The sequence below is a fragment of the Gallaecimonas kandeliae genome (genome assembly GCF_030450055.1).
Classification (GTDB): domain Bacteria; phylum Pseudomonadota; class Gammaproteobacteria; order Enterobacterales; family Gallaecimonadaceae; genus Gallaecimonas; species Gallaecimonas kandeliae.
Genome location: NZ_CP118480.1, coordinates 3,438,874 through 3,458,606 on the forward strand (window position 1 = coordinate 3,438,874; position 19,733 = coordinate 3,458,606).

The 19,733-nt window shown below is 65.5% G+C and carries 18 protein-coding genes and 1 pseudogene; 7 read left to right on the plus strand and 12 right to left on the minus strand.

From position 1 onward, the window contains the following. Positions 1 to 53 precede the first annotated feature (53 nt). The 4 genes from metE to metB form a co-directional block, all read right to left on the minus strand. Entirely contained in the window at positions 54 to 2,330 is a 2,277-nt protein-coding gene (metE, locus tag PVT67_RS16920) for a 5-methyltetrahydropteroyltriglutamate--homocysteine S-methyltransferase (protein WP_301495714.1), read from the minus strand. Positions 2,331 to 2,465: 135 nt separating this feature from the next. Continuing rightward, positions 2,466 to 4,667 (minus strand): amino acid kinase family protein, encoded by a 2,202-nt coding sequence (locus PVT67_RS16925; RefSeq protein WP_301495716.1) that lies wholly within the window; start codon positions 4,665 to 4,667, stop codon positions 2,466 to 2,468. A 64-nt stretch (positions 4,668 to 4,731) separates the two neighbouring features. Next, positions 4,732 to 4,932, minus strand: coding sequence for a PLP-dependent transferase (locus tag PVT67_RS16930; protein WP_419181021.1), 201 nt, complete (start codon positions 4,930 to 4,932; stop codon positions 4,732 to 4,734). Beyond that, complete coding sequence (gene metB / locus PVT67_RS16935) at positions 4,932 to 6,089, minus strand: cystathionine gamma-synthase (RefSeq protein ID WP_301495718.1); 1,158 nt, start codon at positions 6,087 to 6,089, stop codon at positions 4,932 to 4,934. The genes PVT67_RS16930 and metB overlap by 1 nt, the downstream gene beginning before the upstream one ends. 192 nt (positions 6,090 to 6,281) lie before the next feature. Between metB and metJ the strand changes: the two genes are divergently transcribed. After that, a complete protein-coding gene (gene metJ / locus PVT67_RS16940) occupies positions 6,282 to 6,602 on the plus strand; it encodes a met regulon transcriptional regulator MetJ (RefSeq protein ID WP_301495720.1) in 321 nt (106 codons plus the stop codon). A 54-nt stretch (positions 6,603 to 6,656) separates the two neighbouring features. Here the strand turns inward: metJ and PVT67_RS16945 are convergent. Together PVT67_RS16945 and rpmE are read right to left on the minus strand one after the other, a co-directional pair. Then, positions 6,657 to 7,883, minus strand: a pseudogene (locus PVT67_RS16945) (malic enzyme-like NAD(P)-binding protein); the annotation flags it as partial. Positions 7,884 to 8,024: 141 nt separating this feature from the next. Beyond that, positions 8,025 to 8,237: a 50S ribosomal protein L31 gene (gene rpmE / locus PVT67_RS16950; RefSeq protein ID WP_301495724.1), complete on the minus strand. Its 213-nt coding sequence runs from the start codon at positions 8,235 to 8,237 to the stop codon at positions 8,025 to 8,027. A 101-nt stretch (positions 8,238 to 8,338) separates the two neighbouring features. On the opposite strand from rpmE, the gene priA reads away from it, so the two are divergent. The 4 genes from priA (at position 8,339) to hslU (ending at position 13,127) form a co-directional block, all read left to right on the plus strand. Continuing rightward, complete coding sequence (gene priA, locus PVT67_RS16955) at positions 8,339 to 10,540, plus strand: primosomal protein N' (RefSeq protein ID WP_301495726.1); 2,202 nt, start codon at positions 8,339 to 8,341, stop codon at positions 10,538 to 10,540. A 54-nt stretch (positions 10,541 to 10,594) separates the two neighbouring features. Continuing rightward, the gene (locus PVT67_RS16960) at positions 10,595 to 11,152 is read left to right on the plus strand and encodes an SPOR domain-containing protein (RefSeq protein WP_301495728.1); all 558 of its coding nucleotides are present in this window, start codon (positions 10,595 to 10,597) and stop codon (positions 11,150 to 11,152) included. A 118-nt stretch (positions 11,153 to 11,270) separates the two neighbouring features. After that, entirely contained in the window at positions 11,271 to 11,792 is a 522-nt protein-coding gene (gene hslV, locus PVT67_RS16965) for an ATP-dependent protease subunit HslV (protein WP_301495730.1), read from the plus strand. 3 nt (positions 11,793 to 11,795) lie between these two features. Next, positions 11,796 to 13,127 carry an HslU--HslV peptidase ATPase subunit gene (gene hslU / locus PVT67_RS16970; RefSeq protein WP_301495732.1) on the plus strand — a complete coding sequence of 444 codons (1,332 nt, stop codon included), beginning with the start codon at positions 11,796 to 11,798 and terminating at the stop codon, positions 13,125 to 13,127. Between the two features lie 57 nt (positions 13,128 to 13,184). Here hslU and PVT67_RS16975 read toward each other — a convergent pair whose 3' ends face one another. From PVT67_RS16975 to PVT67_RS16985, 3 genes are all read right to left on the minus strand, one after another. Next, positions 13,185 to 15,023, minus strand: a complete 1,839-nt coding sequence (locus PVT67_RS16975; RefSeq protein ID WP_301495734.1) for a methyl-accepting chemotaxis protein — start codon at positions 15,021 to 15,023, stop codon at positions 13,185 to 13,187. A 137-nt stretch (positions 15,024 to 15,160) separates the two neighbouring features. Then, positions 15,161 to 15,436: a hypothetical protein gene (locus tag PVT67_RS16980; RefSeq protein ID WP_301495736.1), complete on the minus strand. Its 276-nt coding sequence runs from the start codon at positions 15,434 to 15,436 to the stop codon at positions 15,161 to 15,163. Between the two features lie 40 nt (positions 15,437 to 15,476). Beyond that, entirely contained in the window at positions 15,477 to 15,824 is a 348-nt protein-coding gene (locus PVT67_RS16985) for a MaoP family protein (protein WP_301495738.1), read from the minus strand. A 130-nt stretch (positions 15,825 to 15,954) separates the two neighbouring features. Here PVT67_RS16985 and hdfR point away from each other — a divergent pair, with 130 nt between their 5' ends. After that, complete coding sequence (gene hdfR, locus PVT67_RS16990) at positions 15,955 to 16,812, plus strand: HTH-type transcriptional regulator HdfR (RefSeq protein WP_301495740.1); 858 nt, start codon at positions 15,955 to 15,957, stop codon at positions 16,810 to 16,812. On the opposite strand, the gene PVT67_RS16995 is transcribed toward hdfR, so the two are convergent. The 3 genes from PVT67_RS16995 to PVT67_RS17005 form a co-directional block, all read right to left on the minus strand. Then, complete coding sequence (locus PVT67_RS16995; protein WP_301495743.1) at positions 16,776 to 17,840, minus strand: MJ1255/VC2487 family glycosyltransferase; 1,065 nt, start codon at positions 17,838 to 17,840, stop codon at positions 16,776 to 16,778. The two genes, hdfR and PVT67_RS16995, sit on opposite strands and share 37 nt — an antisense overlap. 19 nt (positions 17,841 to 17,859) lie before the next feature. Beyond that, entirely contained in the window at positions 17,860 to 18,372 is a 513-nt protein-coding gene (locus PVT67_RS17000) for a phosphatase PAP2 family protein (protein WP_301495745.1), read from the minus strand. Between the two features lie 75 nt (positions 18,373 to 18,447). After that, positions 18,448 to 18,975, minus strand: a complete 528-nt coding sequence (locus tag PVT67_RS17005) for a lipid-binding SYLF domain-containing protein (RefSeq protein ID WP_301495747.1) — start codon at positions 18,973 to 18,975, stop codon at positions 18,448 to 18,450. Between the two features lie 196 nt (positions 18,976 to 19,171). On the opposite strand from PVT67_RS17005, the gene rraA reads away from it, so the two are divergent. Then, positions 19,172 to 19,657 (plus strand): ribonuclease E activity regulator RraA, encoded by a 486-nt coding sequence (gene rraA, locus PVT67_RS17010; protein WP_301495749.1) that lies wholly within the window; start codon positions 19,172 to 19,174, stop codon positions 19,655 to 19,657. Positions 19,658 to 19,733: the final 76 nt, after the last annotated feature.

Below are 19,733 nucleotides of genomic sequence, written 5' to 3' on the forward strand. Positions count from 1 at the left end.
CGCAGTTTACATGCCAGTAAATGAGCATTTCGCAGAGGGCGCCCAACGCCAGATCACCGAGCGCAGCCGCCCTCACGCAGTTGCTTGGCGGCGGCCACCATATTGCTCAGCGCCGGCCGCACTTCCTCCCAGCGGCGGGTCTTGAGGCCGCAGTCGGGGTTCACCCAGAGCCGCTCGGCGGGAATATAGGCCTGGGCCCGCTCGATCAGCGCCGCCATCTCGTCCACAGAGGGGATGCGGGGGCTGTGGATGTCGTAGACGCCCGGCCCTATCTCGTTGGGGTAGTTGTAGTGGCGGAACACCTCCAGCAGCTCGTTGGCGCTGCGGGACGTCTCTATGGTGATGACGTCGGCGTCCAGGGCCGCTATGGCGTCGATGATGGCGTTGAACTCCGAGTAGCACATGTGGGTGTGGATCTGGGTGCCGTCCGCCACCCCGGCCGCCGAGAGCCGGAAAGCCTCCACCGCCCAGTCGAAGTAGGGGCCCTGGTCGGCCAGCTTCAGGGGCAGCAGCTCGCGAAAGGCCGGCTCGTCTATCTGGATCACCTTGATGCCGGCCGCTTCCAAGTCCGCCACTTCGTCACGCAGGGCCAGGGCTATCTGCCGGGCGATGCTGGGCAGATCCAGGTCGTCCCGGGGGAAGGACCAGCCGAGGATGGTGACGGGGCCTGTGAGCATGCCCTTGACCGGTTTGTCGGTCAGCCCCTGGGCGAAGGCGGTCCATTCCACCGTCAGCGGCTGGGCGCGGCTGACGTCGCCGAAGATGATGGGCGGCTTGACGCAGCGCGAGCCGTAGCTCTGCACCCAGCCGAAGCGGGTGAAGGCGAAGCCCGCCAGCAGCTCGCCGAAGTACTCCACCATGTCGTTGCGCTCCGCCTCGCCGTGCACCAGCAGGTCCAGCCCCAAGGCCTCCTGCTCGCGCACCACGGCTTCTATCTCCCTGGCAATGGCGGTGCGGTAGTCGGCCTCGGCCAGGCGGCCGGCCCGCCAGTCGCGGCGCAGGCCGCGGATGGCCGGGGTCTGGGGGAAGGAGCCGATAGTGGTGGTGGGGTAGGCGGGCAGCCGCAGGGCCTGACGCTGGATCTTGATGCGCTCGGCGAAGGGGCGCTGGCGGCGGCTGTGCTCGCCGGTAATAGAAGCCAGGCGCTCGGCCACGGCCGGGTTGTGGATGCGGCCGGACTGGCGGCGGGCCAGGGCGGCGGCGTCGGAGGCGGCCAGGGCCTCCTGGATGGCGCCCTTGCCCTCGTTGAGCGCCTTGGCGATGAGCCGCACCTCCTCCACCTTCTGCACGGCGAAGGCCAGCCAGGACTTGAGTTCGTCGTCCAGTTGGTCTTCCTGGTCGAGATCGACGGGGCTGTGCAGCAGCGAGCAGCTGGGGGCCACCCAGAGGTTGTCGCCGCGGCGCTGGGCCAGGGGGGCGAGCAGTTCTATGGCGGCATTGAGGTCGGTGCGCCAGACGTTGCGGCCGTTGACGATGCCCACGGACAGCACCTTGTCCTTGGGCCAGGCGCCGTCCACCACCGCCAGTTGGGCCTTGCCGGCCACGGCGTCGATGTGCAGGCCGGCCACCGGCAGGCCGGTGGCCAGGGCCAGGTTGTTGCCCAGGGTGCCGAAGTAGCTGGCCAGCAGGATCCGCACAGGCTCCCGGCTCAGTTCGCCATAGGCGGCCTCGACGGCGCCCTGCCAGTCGGCGCCGAGATCCTGGACCAGGATAGGCTCGTCCAGCTGCACCCAGTCGATGCCCTCGGCGGCCAGGGCGGCCAGCCACTGGCGGTAGGCGGCCAGCAGGGCCGGCAGCAGGGCCAGGCGGCCGTCTTGCCCCTGGCGCTGCTTGGCCAGGTACAGGAAGGTGACGGGCCCCAGCAGCACCGGCTTGACGGCATGGCCCAGGGCCTTGGCCTCGCGGATCTGCGCGAGCTGGTCGTGGATGTCGAGGCAAAAGCCCTGGTCGGCCTCCAGCTCGGGCACCAGGTAGTGGTAGTTGGTGTTGAACCACTTGGTCATCTCCAGGGCCGGCACGTCCTCGCCGCCCGGGGCCCGGCCACGGGCCTGGCGGAAGTAACGGGTGAGGCGGGGCTCGTCGGCTTCGAAGCGCTGGGGCAGCACCCCCAGGCGCACCGCCGTGTCCAGCACCTGGTCGTAAAGGCTGAAGTCGCCGGCGGGCACCAGGTCCAGCTGCTGCTGCGCCTGCCAGTTGTATCGGCGGACGCCTCGGGCGACGGCCTGCAGCTCGGCTTCGCCGCTGTCGCCGGCCCAAAAGGATTCGAGGGCGAATTTCAGTTCGCGGCGGCGGCCGATACGGGGGAAACCAAGGGAATGGGTTAAAGCCATGGTGGAAGTTCCTCTATTAAATGGATCTCTAGATGTTTAGACGTCTAAATGGCCATGCTAACGATCTTTGTCCGAAGGTCAAGGCGAAGGCATAAAAAAACCCGCCAAAAGGCGGGTATTAACAATGACTTATATTCAGGCCAGCCAGGCCAGCAGCTGCAGCACGTCAGACTGCACCCCGGCCGCCGTGACGTGGGGGCCGGCCCCGGGGCCGCGGATGATCAGCGGGTTCTCCCGGTAGTAGCGGCTCTGGATGGCGAAGATGTTGTCTCCCGGCGTCAGGCTGGCGAAGGGGTGACTGGGGTCCAGTGCCTCCAGGCCGACGGTGGCGCGAAAGCCGTCCGCCTCCTGGCGCAGGTTGCCGACGTAGCGCAGCACCTTGCCCTGGGCGCGGGCTGCGTTGAGGGCCGCCAGCAGCGGGGCGTCCAGCTCCTCCAGGCGATCGAAGAACTCCTCCCGCCCTATGGCGCGTAGGTGCTCCGGCACCAGGTTGTCTATCCGCAGCTGGCTGAGCTCCAGGCGCCAGCCCGCTTCCCTGGCCAGGATCAACAGCTTCCTGGCCGCGTCCAAGCCGTTGAGATCGTCCCGCGGATCCGGCTCCGTGAAGCCCTTGGCGTGGGCCTCGCGCACCAGGGCCGAGAAGGGCTTGGTGCCGTCGAAGTTCTGGAACAGCCAGCAGAGGGTGCCGGAGAAGATGCCCCCTACCCCTTCGAGGTCGTCGCCGCAGCCCAGCAGGTCGCGGATCGCCGCCTGCACCGGCAGGCCGGCGCCGACCGTGGTGTTGTAGAACCAGCGGCGGCCACTTTGGCGCAGGGTGACGTGCAGCCGGTCGTAGTCGTCCAGGCTGGCCGAACCCGCCTGCTTGTTGGCGCTGACCAGGTGGATGCCGGCGTTGAGCCATTGGGGATACTGCTTGGCCACCTGTGGCGAGGCGGTGAGATCCAGCAGCAGCAGGTGGGCGAAGGGCGCCTTCTGGAAGGCGGCCAGCAGGTCGCCGTCCTGGCGGGGCTGGGCCCGGGCCGCAAATTCGTCCCGCCAATGGGCGGGGTCGATGCCGTGCAGGTCGAACAACTGGGCCTTGGAGTTGGCCAGGCCATAGAGGCGCAGGCGGTCCTTGAGGCGGGGCGCGAAACCGTCCAGCCAGCAGCCGCCGATATTGCCGAGGCCCAGCACCACCACGCCCACGGCGAAGAGCTGGTCGTGCAGCCGGGCCAGCAGCCTTTTTTCAGGCAGCGCCCTGATGAAGGCGATAAGGGAGAGGCCGTCCGGCCCCTTGGCCTGGTGCACCAGGCCGCCCTGCTGGGCGACGTTGGCCAGGGCGGCGCCAGCCGGGCTCTGCCATTCCAGCCCCTGGCCCACCAGGGCCAGCAGGGTCAGCGCCTCGGCGTCCTCGCCGTGGGGGAAAGGCAGGTAGGCGACCCGGCCGCCGGGCTCGACGGCATAGGCCTGGGCCTTAAGTGCTTCATCGCTTGCCGCCAGCTGGCAGCGGTAGACCCCTTGGCGCCAGGTAAGGCTGGACAGGGCCTTGTTGCCGCGCTCGGCGCTGATGCGGGTGCCCCCTTCGTCGGGGGCGAAGGTACAGCGGATGATCAGCTGCTGGCGGCTGAGATCCAGGGCGGTGAGGGTGCGGGGGTGCAACACCGGCGAGCCGAGGCGGGCCAGCTCGGTGGCGACGTTGCCTGCCAGCAGGCTCTGGGTGTAGGCCCCTTCCAGCTTGCGCGGATCGGCGGTGTAGATGCCGGTGACGTCTGTCCAGATGGTGACGGAAGCGGCTTCCAGGAAACCGGCCACCAGGGTGGCGCTGTAGTCGGAGCCGTTACGGCCCAGGGTTCGGGCCTGGCCCTTGCTGTCGGCGCCGATGAAACCGGTGACCACCGTCAGCTCCTGGGATGCCAGGGCCTGGAGGCGTTGGGCGCTCTGGGGCTGCACCAGGCCGCCTTCGATGACCAGGAAGTCGCGGGCGTCCAGGTAGGCAACGTCCAGCAGCGCCGCCAGCAGCCGGGCCGACCAGAGCTCGCCGAAGGCCAGCAGCCAGTCGGGGTTGTCGATGCCTTCGGCCAGGGCCTGGGCTATGGCATCCAGATCCGCGTCCAGGGCGGCACAAAGGCGCGCCACCTGGTCGAGATCCTCCAAGGCGGCGAAGAGGCCGCGCTGGTGCTGCGCCAGGGCCGGCAGGCTCTCGATGGTCAGCGCCAGCAGCAGGTCTGTGGTGTCGCCTGAGGCGGAGACCACCACCAGGTCGCCTTTCTGGCAATGGCGGCGCACCAGGGCCGCCACCTGTTTATAACAGTGGGCGTCGGCCAGGCTGGAGCCGCCGAATTTATGGATATGGCGCATCATTCCCCCTCGCAGCCAGTGGCTCCAGCCAGGCTGGCACCCCGCAATTCATCGATGTGGCGCATCATTCACCCCGCAGCGCAGGCCAGGCCTGGGCCAGGTCGGCAATCAGATCCTCGGCACCCTCGATGCCGACCGAGAAGCGCAGCAGGCCGTCGTTGATGCCGGCGGCGGCACGGGCATCAACGCTCATGGCGGCGTGGGTCATGCCGTGACAGCAGGCACCTGCCCGCCCGCCGCCGCGCAACTTATGAAGCTGTCCCATCATTCCCCCCGCAGCGCAGGCCAGGCCTGGGCCAGATCGGCAATCAGATCCTCGGCACCTTCGATGCCGACCGAGAAGCGCAGCAGGCCGTCGTTGATGCCGGCGGCGGCACGGGCCTCAGGGCTCATGGCGGCGTGGGTCATAGTGGCGGGCACCGCCACCAGGCTCTCGACACCGCCCAGGGATTCGGCCAGGGAGAACAGCCTCAAGCGGGACACGAAGCGGCCCAGGGCCTCGACGGGGGCCGCAAACTCGACGCTGAACATGGCGCCGAAGCTCTTCTGCTGGCGCTTGGCGAGGTCATGGTTGGGGTGGCTCTTGAGGCCGGGGTAGTTGATGACTTTCACTTCCGGCTGGGCGTCCAGCCAGGCCACCAGCGCCTGGGCGTTCTCCTCGTGGGCGCGGTAGCGGGCCGCCAGGGTGCGCAGGCCGCGCAGGGTCAGGAAGGCATCGAAAGGCGCACCCGTGATGCCGATGCAGTTGGCCCACCAGGCCAGTTCGTCACCCAGGGCCTGCTCCTTGGCCACCAGGGCACCGCCCACCACGTCGGAGTGGCCGTTGAGGTACTTGGTGGTGGAGTGCAGCACCAGATCGGCGCCAAGCGCCAGGGGCTGCTGGCCCAGGGGGGACAGGAAGGTGTTGTCCACCAGCACCAGGCTGCCCACGGCATGGGCCTGCTCGCAGATGGCCTGGACATCCACCACCCGCAGCAGAGGGTTGGAGGGGGTCTCCACCCACACCAGCCTGGGCTTCTTTGCCAGGGCCGCGGCCAGGGCCTGGGCGTCGCCCTGGTCCACCGTCAGCAGCTCGAAGGCGCCCTTCTTGGCCAGGGCGTTGAAGAGGCGCCAGGAGCCGCCGTAGCAGTCGTGGGGCACCACCAGCACCTCGCCGGGGCTCAGCAGCTGCAAGGCCAGGGTGACGGCGCCCATGCCGGTGGCGGTAATGACGCCTCTGGCGCCTCCTTCCAGCTCGGCGATGGCCTGGCCCAGCAGGTCCCTGGTGGGGTTGCCGGAGCGGCTGTAGTCGTACTGGGCCGGGGTGTGGATGTCGTGGAAGCGGTAGTTGCTAGACAGGTACAGGGGCGGGACCACGGCGTTGAACTGGTGGTCGGTGTCGATGCCGGCCCGGACGGCGCTGGTGCTCTGCTGAATGCTCATCCACGAAATCCTCTTGATGCCTGGCAGCCCATAAAAAGAAAGGTCGGCGGGGGCGGCCAAAATGTCGGCATAGGTTAGCCGCATACATTTCTAGGCGTCAAGACGCTTGGACGTCTAAATGTGACGAGATTGACTGTCATGGCCAAGGGCGTACAATTTCTGCCAATAAAAGAAAGGTTAAAGGCAACCCTCATGGCTCAGTGGAACGGCGACTACATCAGCCCTTATGCAGAACACGGCAAGAAAAGCGAACAAGTCAAAAAGATCACCGTCTCCATCCCCCTCAAGGTCTTGAAGATCCTCACCGACGAGCGGACCCGCCGCCAGGTCAACAACCTGCGCCATGCCACCAACTCAGAGCTGCTCTGCGAGGCCTTCCTGCACGCCTTCACCGGCCAGCCGTTGCCCGGCGACGAGGACCTGCGCAAAGACAGGCCCGACGACATCCCGGAAGGCGCCAAGGCGGTGATGAAGGAACTTGGCCTGGAGATCCCGGACCTCTACGAGGACTGAGCGCCAGCCAAAGAAAAAGGGCCCCTAGGGGCCCTTTTTTCATGCCATGTAATTGTCAGGCATGGGGATCTGGGCGACGCCGCTGTCCACCGCCGCCTGGGCCACGGCCCTGGCCACCCGGGGCAGCAGGCGCGGATCCATGGGTTTGGGAATGATGTACTGGCGGCCGAACTCCAGGCCGTCCACGCCGGAGGCGGCCAGCACCTCGGCCGGTACCGGCTCCCTGGCCAGTTGGCGGATGGCCTCGACGGCCGCCACCTTCATGGCGTCGTTGATGGCGGTGGCCCGCACGTCCAGGGCGCCCCTGAAGATGAAGGGGAAGCAGAGCACGTTGTTGACCTGGTTGGGGTAGTCGGAACGGCCGGTGGCCATGATGAGGTCATTGCGGGTGGCGTGGGCCAGTTGTGGCTTGATCTCCGGATCCGGGTTGGAGCAGGCGAAGACCACGGGGTTCTCGGCCATCAGCGCCAGGGCCTCGGCGGGCAACACGTCAGGGCCTGAGACGCCGACGAAGACGTCGGCACCATTGATGACGTCTTCCAAGGTGCGCTTGTCGGTGTTGTTGGCGAAGAGGCGCTTGTATTCGTTGAGGTCGTCGCGGCGGCTGTGGATCACGCCCTTGCGGTCCAGCATGTAGATGTTCTCACGCTGGGCGCCGCACTTGATCAGCAGCTCCATGCAGGCCACGGCGGCAGCGCCGGCGCCCATGCACACCACCTTGGCCGTCTCCAGTTCCTTGCCCTGCACTTCCAGGGCGTTGATGAGGCCGGCGGCTGTGACGATGGCGGTGCCGTGCTGGTCGTCATGGAAAACGGGGACGGCGCAGCGCTCGATCAGGGCCTTCTCTATCTCGAAGCACTCTGGGGCCTTGATGTCTTCGAGGTTGATGCCGCCGAAGGTGTCGGCGATGGCCGCCACCGTATTGATGAATTCCTCGGTGGTGCGGTGCTTGACCTCGATGTCGATGGCGTCGAGGTCCGCGAAGCGCTTGAACAGCAGGGCCTTGCCTTCCATCACCGGCTTGGAGGCCAGGGGGCCCAGGTTGCCGAGGCCGAGGATGGCGGTGCCGTTGGAGATCACGGCCACCAGGTTGCCCTTGGCGGTGTACTTGTAGGCGTTGTCCGGATCGGCGGCGATCTCCCGCACCGGCTCTGCCACGCCGGGGGAATAGGCCAGGGCCAGGTCACGGACGGTATCGGCCGGCTTGGTCAGGCTGATGGCGATTTTGCCGGGCGTAGGATGGGCATGGTACTCGAGGGCTTTTTCACGTAGGTCAGACATGATGGGTGCAACTTATGTGTAGGGTCGTAGTGGGTATAGTCGCTGAACTTTGTGAAGTGTCGCACGTTATGTGCAAAAGGGTACATCCGACCACAAAAAAGGGCGCCCTGAGGCGCCCTTTTTCCGGTTCGGTAGCTTGGCTTATTTCTTGCCCAGCACGCCGAAACGCTTGTTGAACTTGTCCACACGGCCACCGGTGTTAACTTCTTTCTGCTTACCGGTGTAGAAGGGGTGGCAGGCGCCACAGACGTCCAGGTTGATGTCTTTGCCCAGGGTGGATTTGGTGTTGATCACGTTACCGCAGGTGCAGGTAGCTTTGATTTCAACGTACTTAGGATGGATACCGTCTTTCATGGGATAACCTCGTCAGGCCGCGTCGCCATCTGGTCCAGTGCCAGATACCACGCGATGTGTTAACGTTCGGGAATTCGAAGCGGCGTATTCTAACGGACCCCTTGCTCAATAATCAATCCCAGCCCCGCCTGATCCGCGTGTTTTTAGCCACGCCGCTGCGCCGGGGGTTCGACTACCTCTTGCCTGCCGGCCTGGACGCCCAGCCCGGCATGCGGGTGCAGGTGCCATTCGGCCGCGGCCGGCGCCTGGGGGTAGTGGGTGAGCTGGACGTCACCCCCGATGTCGAAACCGACAAGCTCAAGGCGGTGGAGGAGGTGCTGGACGCCGCCCCCCTGCTGCCTGACAGCCTGCAACGGCTGGTGCGCTGGGCCGCCGACTACTACCTCCACAGTATGGGCGATGTCTGGCAACAGGCACTGCCGGTGCTGCTGCGCCAGGGGGCCCCGGCCGACGGCGAGGAGCAGTACTGGCAGCTCACCGCAGCCGGCCAGGAAGCGCCCGATCTCAAGAACGCCGCCAAGCAGCAGCTGGCCCTGGCAAGGCTGCGCCAGGGGGAGCTGTCCGACAACACCCTGGCAGGCGAGCCTTTCGAACGCGCCCAGCTGCGGGCCCTGGCCGACAAGGGCCTGGCCCAGTGCCACAGCCGCCACCATAAGGGCAGCCCCTTCTGGGAACGCGAGCTGACCGTCCACCCTGGCCCCAGGCCCAACCCCGAGCAGGCGGTGGCCATCACCGCCATCAACCAGGCCAGCGGCTTCCAGCCTTTCCTGCTGGAAGGGGTGACGGGTTCGGGCAAGACGGAGGTCTACCTTTCGGCCATGGCAGAGGTGCTCAAGGCCGGCAAGCAGGTGCTGGTGCTGGTGCCGGAGATCAGCCTCACCCCCCAGACGCTGCGCCGCTTCCAGAAGCGCTTCGACGTGCCCATGGCGCTGCTGCACTCCGGGCTCACCGACAACGAGCGGCTGGCCGTGTGGCGCCAGGCCAGGGACGGGGAACTGGGCATCGTCATCGGCACCCGCAGCGCCGTCTTCACCCCCCTGGCCCGGCCCGGCCTTATCGTCGTCGACGAAGAGCACGACGCCTCCTTCAAGCAGCAGGAAGGCTTTCGCTACCACGGCCGGGATCTGGCGGTGGTGCGGGCCCAACTGGAAAAAGTGCCGCTAGTGCTGGGCTCGGCCACACCGGCCCTGGAGAGCCTGGCCAACTGCGAGGCGGGCAAGTACCGCAAGCTGGTGCTGGGCCAGCGGGCCGGTGGCGCCAGCCAGGTGCGCTTCGACCTGCTGGACATCAAGCACCAGCCGCTGAAAGCCGGCTTGTGTCCCCAGGCCCTGGGCGCCATAGAGGCGCACCTCAAGAGGGGCGAGCAGGTGCTGGTGTTCCTCAACCGCCGCGGCTATGCCCCTACCCTGCTCTGCCACGAATGCGGCTGGCTGGCCGCCTGCCCGCGCTGCTCCGCCTACCCGACGGTGCACAAGGGCCGCCAGCGCCTCATCTGCCACCACTGCGGCACCGACAGGCCCCTGCCCCACCAGTGCCAGGAGTGCGGCTCCAGCCAGCTGGTGGGGGTGGGCCTGGGCACGGAGCAGCTGGAGACAGAGCTGGCCGCCCTTTTCCCCGACTATCCCCTGGTGCGCATCGACCGCGACGCCACCCGCCGCAAGGGCAGCCTGGAGTCGGCCCTGGACGGCATCCGCGAGGGCCGCTACAAGCTGCTGGTGGGCACCCAGATGCTGGCCAAGGGCCACCATTTCCCGGACGTGACCCTGGTGGTGCTCCTGGACGTGGACGGCGCCCTCTACTCGGCGGATTTTCGCGCCGCCGAGCGCCTGGCCCAGTTGGTGGTGCAGGTGGCGGGGCGGGCGGGGCGGGCCGACAAGCCGGGGCGCCTGCTGCTGCAAAGCCACCACCCCGAGCACCCGCTGCTGAGCCAGCTGCTGCTGAACGGCTACCAGGCCTTCGCGGCGGATGCCCTCATAGAGCGGCGCCAGACGATGCTGCCTCCCTACAGCGCCCAGGCCCTGTTCCGCGCCGAGAGCCTCAAGCAGGAGGACGGCCAGAGCCTGCTCGAAGCCCTGGCCCAGGCGTTGCAGCAAAGCGCCCCCGAGGGGGGCTGGGCCCTGGGGCCCCTGCCGGCGCCCTTGGAGCGGCGCGCCGGCAAGTTCCGCTTCCAGCTCTGGGTGCAGTGCCCGGACAAGAAACAGCTGCGCCGCTGGCTGTCCCCTGTGTTGTCCTGGCTGGAAACGGCGCCGCCTCACAGGCGCGCCAATTGGAGCCTGGACCTGGATCCCGTCGACAGCGCTTGATTTCCAGCCCCCCCTTGGCCAGCATAGGCCGACCATCAGAGACACCAGTTGCCCATGGCCCGCAAAGATTACGTCCGCAACAGCGCCCCCAAACGCCGCCCCGCCAACAAGAAGAGCGCCCCGGCCCGCCAGCCCCCCTGGGCCGCCATAGCGGTCTTTTGTGTCTGCGCCCTGGCCTTCGGTTTTCTGCTCTACAAGCTGGCCCAGCGCCCCGCCGCCCAGGCGCCTGCCAAGGCCGAGCCGGTGGCCGTCCAGCCCAAGGAAGAGCCCAAGACCCAGCCCAAGGCCAAAGACAGTATTCCCAAGCCCCCCAAGGAAGAGTGGCGCTACGTCGAAACCTTGAAGAACAAGGAAGTGGAAGTGGAGGTGCCGGACAGGCCCAAGGACAACACCCCCTACCAGATGCAGTGCGGCTCCTTCAAGGTCTATGACCAGGCCGAGGCCCAGAAGGCCAAGCTGGCCTTCGCCGGCATGGAGGCCCAGGTCCGCAAGACAGGGGACTGGTACCGGGTGATCCTCGGCCCCTACACCGGCAAACGCGCCGCCCAGAACGACCAGCACAAGGCCGAAAAAGCGGGCCTGCCGACCTGCGCCATCTGGCCCTGGCGCTGAACGGCGCCTGTTCCCCTCGGCTATCCTTGACCCTGGCCCCTTGAAAGGGGCCGCAGCAGTCCCCACCTAGTCGACATACCCAATGGGCGCCGTCGCGCCCTTGTCGTCAGGAGAGCCCATGACCACTATCGTATCCGTCCGCCGCAACGGCCAGGTCGCCCTCGGGGGCGATGGCCAGGTTTCCCTCGGCAACACGGTCATGAAGGGCAATGCCCGCAAGGTGCATCGTCTTCACAACGGCCAGGTGCTGGCCGGTTTCGCCGGCGGTACCGCCGACGCCTTCACCCTCTTGGAACGCTTCGAGGCCAAGCTGCAGGCCCACCAGGGCAACCTGGAGCGCGCCGCCGTGGCCCTGGCCAAGGACTGGCGCACCGACCGCATGCTGCGCCGCCTGGAAGCCATGCTGGCCGTGGCCGACAAGGAGAAATCCTTCATCATCACCGGCAACGGCGACGTGGTGCAGCCGGAGCAGGACATCATCGCCATAGGCTCAGGTGGCAACTATGCCCAGGCCGCCGCCAAGGCACTGCTCAACAACACCGAGCTCAGCGCCAAAGAGATAGTGGAGAAGAGCCTCACCATAGCCGGTGAGATCTGCGTCTTCACCAACACCAACCAAACCATCGAAGTCCTGGAGTAACGCATGTCGGCCATGACCCCCCGCGAAATCGTCCACGAGCTGGACCGCCACATCATCGGCCAGGCCGGTGCCAAGCGCGCCGTGGCCATAGCATTGCGCAACCGCTGGCGCCGCATGCAGCTGGACGAGGCCCTGCGCCACGAAGTCACCCCCAAGAACATCCTGATGATAGGCCCCACCGGCGTCGGCAAGACCGAGATCGCCCGCCGCCTGGCGCGCCTGGCCAATGCCCCCTTCATCAAGGTGGAAGCCACCAAGTTCACCGAGGTGGGCTATGTGGGCAAGGAAGTGGAGCAGATCATCCGCGATCTCGCCGACGCGGCCATGAAGATGACCCGCGAGCAGGAGATGAAGAAGGTCCGCACCCGCGCCGAGGAAGCGGCCGAGGAGCGCATCCTCGACGCCCTGCTGCCCCGCGCCCGCAACCAGTGGGGCGAAACCGAGAAGTCCGAGTCCGACAGCCACACCCGTCAGGTCTTCCGCAAGAAGCTGCGTGAAGGGGAGCTCGACGACAAGGAGATCGACATCGACATCGCCGCCCCGCAGATGGAGATGCAGATCATGGCCCCGCCCGGCATGGAGGAGATGACCAACCAACTCCAGTCCATGTTCCAGAACCTGGGCGGCCAGACCAAGCAGAGCAAGAAGCTCAAGGTCAAGGAAGCCCTCAAGCTGGCCGTGGACGAAGAGGCCGCCAAGCTGCTCAACCCAGAAGAGGTCAAGCAGAAGGCGCTCTGGGCCGTGGAGAACAACGGCATCGTCTTCCTCGACGAGATAGACAAGATCTGCAAGCGTGGCGAGAGCTCGGGCCCAGACGTGTCACGTGAAGGGGTGCAGCGGGACCTGCTGCCGCTGGTGGAAGGCTGCACCGTCAACACCAAGCACGGCATGGTCAAGACCGACCATATCCTCTTCATCGCCTCAGGCGCCTTCCAGATGGCCAAGCCCTCTGACCTCATCCCCGAGCTGCAGGGCCGCCTGCCGATCCGGGTCGAGCTGGACGCCCTGACCGCCGAAGACTTCGTGCGCATCCTCACCGAGCCCAAGGCCAGCCTCACCGAGCAGTACCAGGCGCTGATGGCCACAGAGGGTGTCACCATAGAATTCAGCGAGGACGGCATCGAGAAGCTGGCCGAGGCGGCTTGGCAGGTCAACGAGCGCACCGAGAACATCGGGGCGCGGCGCCTGCACACCGTCATGGAGCGGCTGATGGAGGAGATCAGCTTCGAGGCCGCCGACCACGAAGGCCAGACCATCCGCATCGACGCCGCCTATGTCCAGGATCACCTGGGCAAGCTGGTGGAAGACGAGGACCTGTCCCGCTTTATCCTCTAAAGGGCGACAGCTAAAGAAAAGGCCACCGACTGGTGGCCTTTTTTATGGCTATCTCACTCAGACCTTGAAGCGGCTGATGACGGCGGCCAGTTCCTCCGCCTGCTCGGCCACGTGGGCCGAGGTCTCGGCGTTGCCGTGGGAAGCACTGGCGGTCTGCTCGGCCACGTCACGGATCACCACCACGTTGCGGTTCACCTCAGTGGCCACCTGGCTCTGCTCCTCGATGGCGGCCGCTATCTGGGTGTTCATGTCGAGGATGCGGGTCACGTCGCGGGTGATGTGGCCCAGCAGCTCTCCAGCCTTCTGGGCCTCGCCGGCGCTCTCCAGGCCCTCACCGCGGCAGTCTTCCATCAGGCTGACGATGGACTGGGTCTTCTGCTGCAAGGTCTTGATGATCTGGGCGATTTCCTCGGTGGAAGTCTGGGTGCGCATGGCTAGGGTGCGCACTTCGTCGGCGACAACGGCGAAGCCGCGGCCCTGATCCCCGGCCCTGGCCGCCTCTATGGCGGCGTTGAGGGCCAGCAGGTTGGTCTGCTCGGCGATGCCGCGGATGACGTCCAGCACAGAGCCTATGGTGTGGGCGCTCTGCACCAGCTCGTCCACCACCAGGGTGCTGTTCTCCAACTGCCCGGCCAACTGCTCGATGCGGTTGATGGCCCCCTGGAGCTGGCGGTGGCCCAGCTGGGCATTTTCATTGGCTTCCTGGGCCTTGACCGCCGCCTGCTCGGTGTTACGGGCTATCTCCTCGATGGTGGAGCCCATTTGAGTGATGGCGGTGGCCACCAGGTCGGTCTGGCTGAGCTGCTCCTTGGAGCCCGCCGAGGTTTCCTCGGCATTGGCCGACAACTCGGAGGTCGCCCGGCTCAAATACTCCACCGCCTGCTTGCTCTGGCGGACCAGGGCCCGCACGCCTTCCATCATCTGGTTGAAGTGGCGGCCCATCTGGGTCAGCTCGTCCTTGCCGTCCTGGTCCAGGCCGTGGGTCAGGTCACAGTCGGTGGCGATGCGCTGCATGGTGTTGATGCTACGCTCCAACTGGCTGTTGAGCTGGCGCACTATCATCACCGCCAGCACCACCAGGGCCAAGGCTATGACCAGGGCGAAGAGCACCAGGTGCCAGAGGGTGCTGGCCTTCTCGTCGGCCAGTACCTGGGTCAGTTCCTTGTCGATGTTCTCAAACAGCTGCTCGGTGGCCTGTACCTGCTGGCGCAGCTCGCCGGTGAGGCCGTCGTTGGGGGTCAGGCCTATTTGCTGCTGGGCGGCCACCAGGTTGAGGAAGTCATGCTTGTAGGTGGCCAGGTCGTCGCCGACCTTCTTGCTGTCCACCAGGGCGTTGAGCTTGACGAAGTCGGTGTTGAACTCGTCCACGTACTTGGTCTGGAGGCGCAACATGAAGTCTTTTTCATGGCGGCGCTCCATCAGGATGGCGGCCAGGAGATCGTCCCTTTTCTCGGCCCTGACGCTGGCTTCGGCGGCATGGACGGCGTCACGCAGGCTGCCGTAGAGGCCGGACTCGGGGTCCAGGCCCACCGTCTGGTGTTGGCTGACCAGCTTATGGAAGGCGTCGCTGTAGTCCTGGATATGGCTTTCCAATTCCCCCAGGGAACGGCTTTCCACCCCCTGCTCGTCCAACAAGGTCTTGAGGGAGGTCAGATCGCCGTTGAAGGCCTTGATGGTGTCGTCAAACTCCTTGGGGTACTTCATGTCCAGGCGCAGCATGAAGTCCTTCTCGTGGCGGCGCAGCAGCAGCATCTGCTTGTCGAGGTTGAGGCTGAGCAGTTGGGCCGAGCCCAGCTTGTCGATGTCACGCCATGACCACCAGGTGCCGGCAAGCAATAACAGCAAGGCGGCAACAGCCAGGGCGGCCAGGCCATAGAGTTTGTGTTTTATTAGCATAAAGCCTCGCCTGAGCGGATGAGTAGACGGAGCCTTCCATGGAGGGTCTTGGCGCCGGACGCGCCCAATAAGTGATTGCTTATCGGCCGCTTTCGACAATGCCTTAAACAAATTTAGACAAAAATAAGATTGCGTTTTTATGACAGTCGACGTTCGTTGGCCAAGGCCTGGTCGCAGATCTGGTGGTAAAGGCGGAAGATGTGGCCGGCGAGGCCTTGCAGTTCGCGGCTTTGGTGCATCACGGAGCGGGCCTGCCAGCCCGCCGCCAGGGCATCTTTGAGAAAGCGCAGATCGTAGTCGTCCAAGGGCTGGCCGGCGTCCACCTTGGCTTTGAGCTTGAGCAGCCGGGGCAGCTGCTGGTGCTGGAGCTGCGCCTGCAGGGCCTGCACCACCCCTTGTTCGTCACCTCGCAAAAAGCCCCCCTAAAAACAAGGGGCGCCTTGCGCCCCTTCGTTATTCGTCTGAGCTGTCAGAAGCGCTCATATCGAAGTCGCCGCCACCGGACTTGGCCGGGGCATCACAGATAGTGTAGATGTGACGGCGCTGGGTGATGCGGTTGAGGTACTTGAGCCAGACCTTCTCTTCGTTGCTGGAGGCGGGCTGCTCGCCACGGCAGACGCTGATGAAACGCTGCTCGTCGGCGGTCATGGGTTCACGTTGACCGCTGGCCAGCTCATGCATGCCCATGCCTTTATCTGTGAGCAGGTTCGCTTCGGTAATGGTGAAGTCACCACTGCGCTGGAAGCCGCGCGGGAAGTTCAGATCGTCAAAAAACTTCTTGCCAGACATAAAGCTGTTCATTACACCTGTCCCCATGGTTCGTACTATACCGGCGGACCGGTACACGCGGCGGAGTATGGATAACCCCTTTATAGGGGTAAAATGAAAAATATTTATCGCCACAAGAAAAGTTTCTTGACGAGAGCCTGACTTGGATACGGAACTCCTGAAAACCTTTCTCGAGGTTCATCGCTGCCGCCACTTCGGCAAGGCAGCCGAAAACCTCTACCTCACCCAATCGGCGGTCAGCTTCCGTATTCGCCAGTTGGAAAGCCAGTTGGGGGTGGCCCTCTTCACCCGCCACCGCAACAACATCCAGCTCACCAATGCAGGTGAAAGGCTGCTACCCCACGCCGAGGCCATGCTGCTGTCCTGGCAAAGGGCCAGGCAGGACATAGCCCTGGCCAGCCACCAGTCGGTGCAGCTGGCGGTGTCGGCAAGCGCCAACATCTGGGACCCTTTCCTGCAGCGGCGCCTGCCCATCATCTACCAGAGCCTGGGCCAGGTGGCGCTGCGGGCCGACACGGCGCCGCCCGACGTGCTGGTGCGGATGCTGCTGGAGCGGCGCCTGGATCTGGCGCTGTTGTTCGACCCGCCCAAGGTGGAAGAACTGGAGGTGCGGGAGCTGGGCCAGCTGCGATTGCAACTGGTGTCCAGTCAAGAAGAGCTGGATCTGGAGGCGGCCCTCAAGGGGCCCTACGTCAAGGTGGATTGGGGAACCCAGTTCAGCATCCAGCACGCCAAGCTGGTCAAGGAGCAGGCCCCGCCCCTGCTGCACACCGGCATAGCCCGCATTGCCCTCGACTTCATCCTCGACCACGGCGGCAGCGCCTACCTGCCCCAGGGCCTGGCCGAAGAGGCCCTGGAAAAGGGCCGGTTGCACCCCGTGGCCGGCGCGCCGCAGATCGCCCGCGAGATCTACGGCGCCCACCTCAAGGACGCCGAGCGGGTCGGCCTTATCGACCACATCTGTCAGTTGCTGACAGGGCCCGCCGACAGCTTGCAGTAAGAGGGGTAGGCCACCTGCCGCCATAGCCCCTGGCAAAGCTCGCCGAAGTTGTCCCTGTTGCCCGCCAGCAGCCAATCCACCAGGCTGGCGGCCACGTCCGGGAAGGACACCGGCTGGGCCGGGGGCAGCTCCAGCCAGGCGTCCAGTTCGGACGCCGACAGCTCGTACATGGCCGAAGCCAGCCCCAGTTGGCGCAAGGTAAGCACGTTGGAAAGCTGCTCGAACTGGCCGTGCAGGGGCTTAAGCAGCAGCTTCTTACCCAGGCGCAGCGCCTCAGAGGGCAGTTCGAAGCCGCCGTTGGCGATCACCCCCACGGATTCCGCGAGATCCACCGGGAAGCCGCTGCGGGAAGGGGCTCGCAGGTGGATGTGGCCCCTGTCTTCGTCCTGCACCTGGGGGTGGTAGCAGTAGAACTCCACGTCAGGGAAGGGCTCCAGCAGCGCCAATATTTCCTCCACCGACTCGAAGGGCAGGTACACCAGCACCTTGTTGTGGCGCACCGGCTGGTCGTGGCTATGGCGCTCTATGATGGGGGGCAGCATGGCGTGGCCGAAGTGGTACCAGTGCACCCCCAGCTCCAGGCCGACCGGGGCAAAATGGCGGATCAGCAGCCGGGCGCTCCAGTCCTCGCCGTCCCGCGGCACCGGCTTCAAGAAAGAGGCCTGGTGGCTGACCCCTATGCTCGGCACCTTGGCCAGCTTGGCGGCCCAGGCGGTGATGGGCTCGAAGTCGTTGATCACCAGATCGTAGTCTTTGACCGGTAGGGCCTTGATGTCTTGGTAGAGCTCCCGCAGCTTGCTCTGGCGCAGCGTCTTGGTGAGGCTGACCCTACCCCGCTCAGTGGCAAAGGTCAGGCCGGAGCGGGTCTGGTAGTCGCCGAAGGGTTCCATGTCGAAGTAGTCGCTGGCGGGGCGGCCCGAGAACAGGAAATCCACCTGGACATCCCGCTTGGCCAGTTCGGCGGCCATGACCCGGGCGCGGGTGATATGGCCATTACCAGTGCCTTGCACACCGTACAGAATGCGCATTCGGTCTCCTTGGGTTGGTTCAGGACAGGACCAGGCAGGCGACACTGGCCCCCAGCAGGGCACCGGCCAGGATGTCGGAGGGGAAATGGACCCCCAGCAACACCCGGGAAAGGCCCACGGCCATGGCCCAGGGCAGGGCCAGCAGGCCCCAAAGCCCGAAGTGGCCTATGGCCGCCGTCACCATCACGAAGGCGGCGGCGGTATGGCCGGAAGGCAGGCTGAACTGGTCGGACGGTTGGATAAAGGCCTGGGCCCCGGGTAGGGCCACGGCCGGGCGGCGGCGCTTGAAGGTGTTCTTGAAGGCAAGGTAGAGGGGCAGTTCTATGGCGAAAGCCTGCAGCAGGTCGATGACATAGGCTTGCAGGGCCGGCCATTGGCTCATCCAGAAGGCCAGGGCGATGAGGCCGTACAGGGGGCCGTCACCGGTGCGGGACACCCAACGGGCCACGGCTGCCGACTGGCGCCAGTGACGGTGAGCCTGACTTTTCTGGAACAGCTGATGGTCCCAAGCGGTAAGGTTTGCCAAACGCATGAAAGTCCCTCCCTCTTTGCAGCGAAAGATAGGAAGGGGCCATGACAAAGCCATGACGGGGTCTTGAAGAAATGATTAAGGCAACGGCTGGTAGCTCAGCACCTGGCCCGACAGGGACGCCTCGTACATCAGGCCGCCCAGGGCCAGGGTGAAGACGGCGACGCCGTCGTCGTCGTCGACGCTGGTGCCGGCACCGGCGTCCAGGGCCACGGCCGAGGCCTGGGCACCAAACTCCAGGTCGCCCTTCTTGAAGCGGTCGAAGGCGGCGGCGGATTTGAAGAAGACGATCTGGCTATAGCTCTGGCCGCCGATCTGGAGGCCGACGGTCAGCTGCTTGAGGCGGCACTTGCCCACCAGCTTGCGTTTGACGAAGACCAGGCCCTCGCCGTAGGCGCCGCCGATGATGAGGCCACCCTTGGCCACCTTGGGGAAAACGGCATAGCCATGGGCGCGGTTGAAGAAGGCCTTGAGGCCGGGGTCGGTGCGCAGGAAAGCCTTGATGGTAGCGGCGGCCTGGGATTCGAGCTGCTGGGTGCCGGCATGGGCTTCCCTTGGCACCAGGCCGAAGGAAAAACACAGTGCAATCAACAGCCAAAGTCGCATGCCAGGCTCCACTTGTTAAAAAAACCGCCCTATTGTACCGACAAAGTCACACAATGCGACGGGGCATTTCCCAGCTTAGGGACATTTGATTGAACCCAGGCTGACCTCTGGTCAGAAAGGCGCCGCATTTGCCGTTTGCCGCCGCCCGTCCTTTGACGCTACCCTGTAGATGCATTAGCCAGCTCGGAACTTCGCCATGGAATACAACACTTCAGCCCTCTGTGACACCTACATCGACATGGTGGACGTAGTGGAACCCGTCTTCGCCTCCTTCGGCGGCCGGGCCTCCTTCGGCGGCAAGGTCAGCACCGTCAAGTGCTTCGAAGACAACGCCCTCATCCGCGAGATGCTGGAAGAGGACGGCGAAGGCCGGGTGCTGCTGGTGGACGGCGGCGGCTCCATGCGCCGCGCCCTGATCGACGCCGGGCTGGCCGAACTGGCCTTGGCCAACCACTGGGAAGGGCTGGTGGTGAACGGCGCCGTGCGCGAAGTGGACGCCCTGGAAGAGCTGGATATTGGTATCCAGGCCCTGGCCGCCATTCCCGTCGGCGCCGAAGACAAAGGCCACGGCGAAACCGAGGTGCCGGTCAACTTCGCCGGCGTCACCTTCCTGCCTGAAGACTGGCTCTATGCCGACTCCACCGGCATCATCCTCTCGCCAGAACAGCTGGACCTGGTCTGACAGAGCCGCCCAAGGGCGGCTTTTTGCTGCGGCAAAAACGATAACCCCGGCCGGAATTATCCCCTGGCCCCGCTGC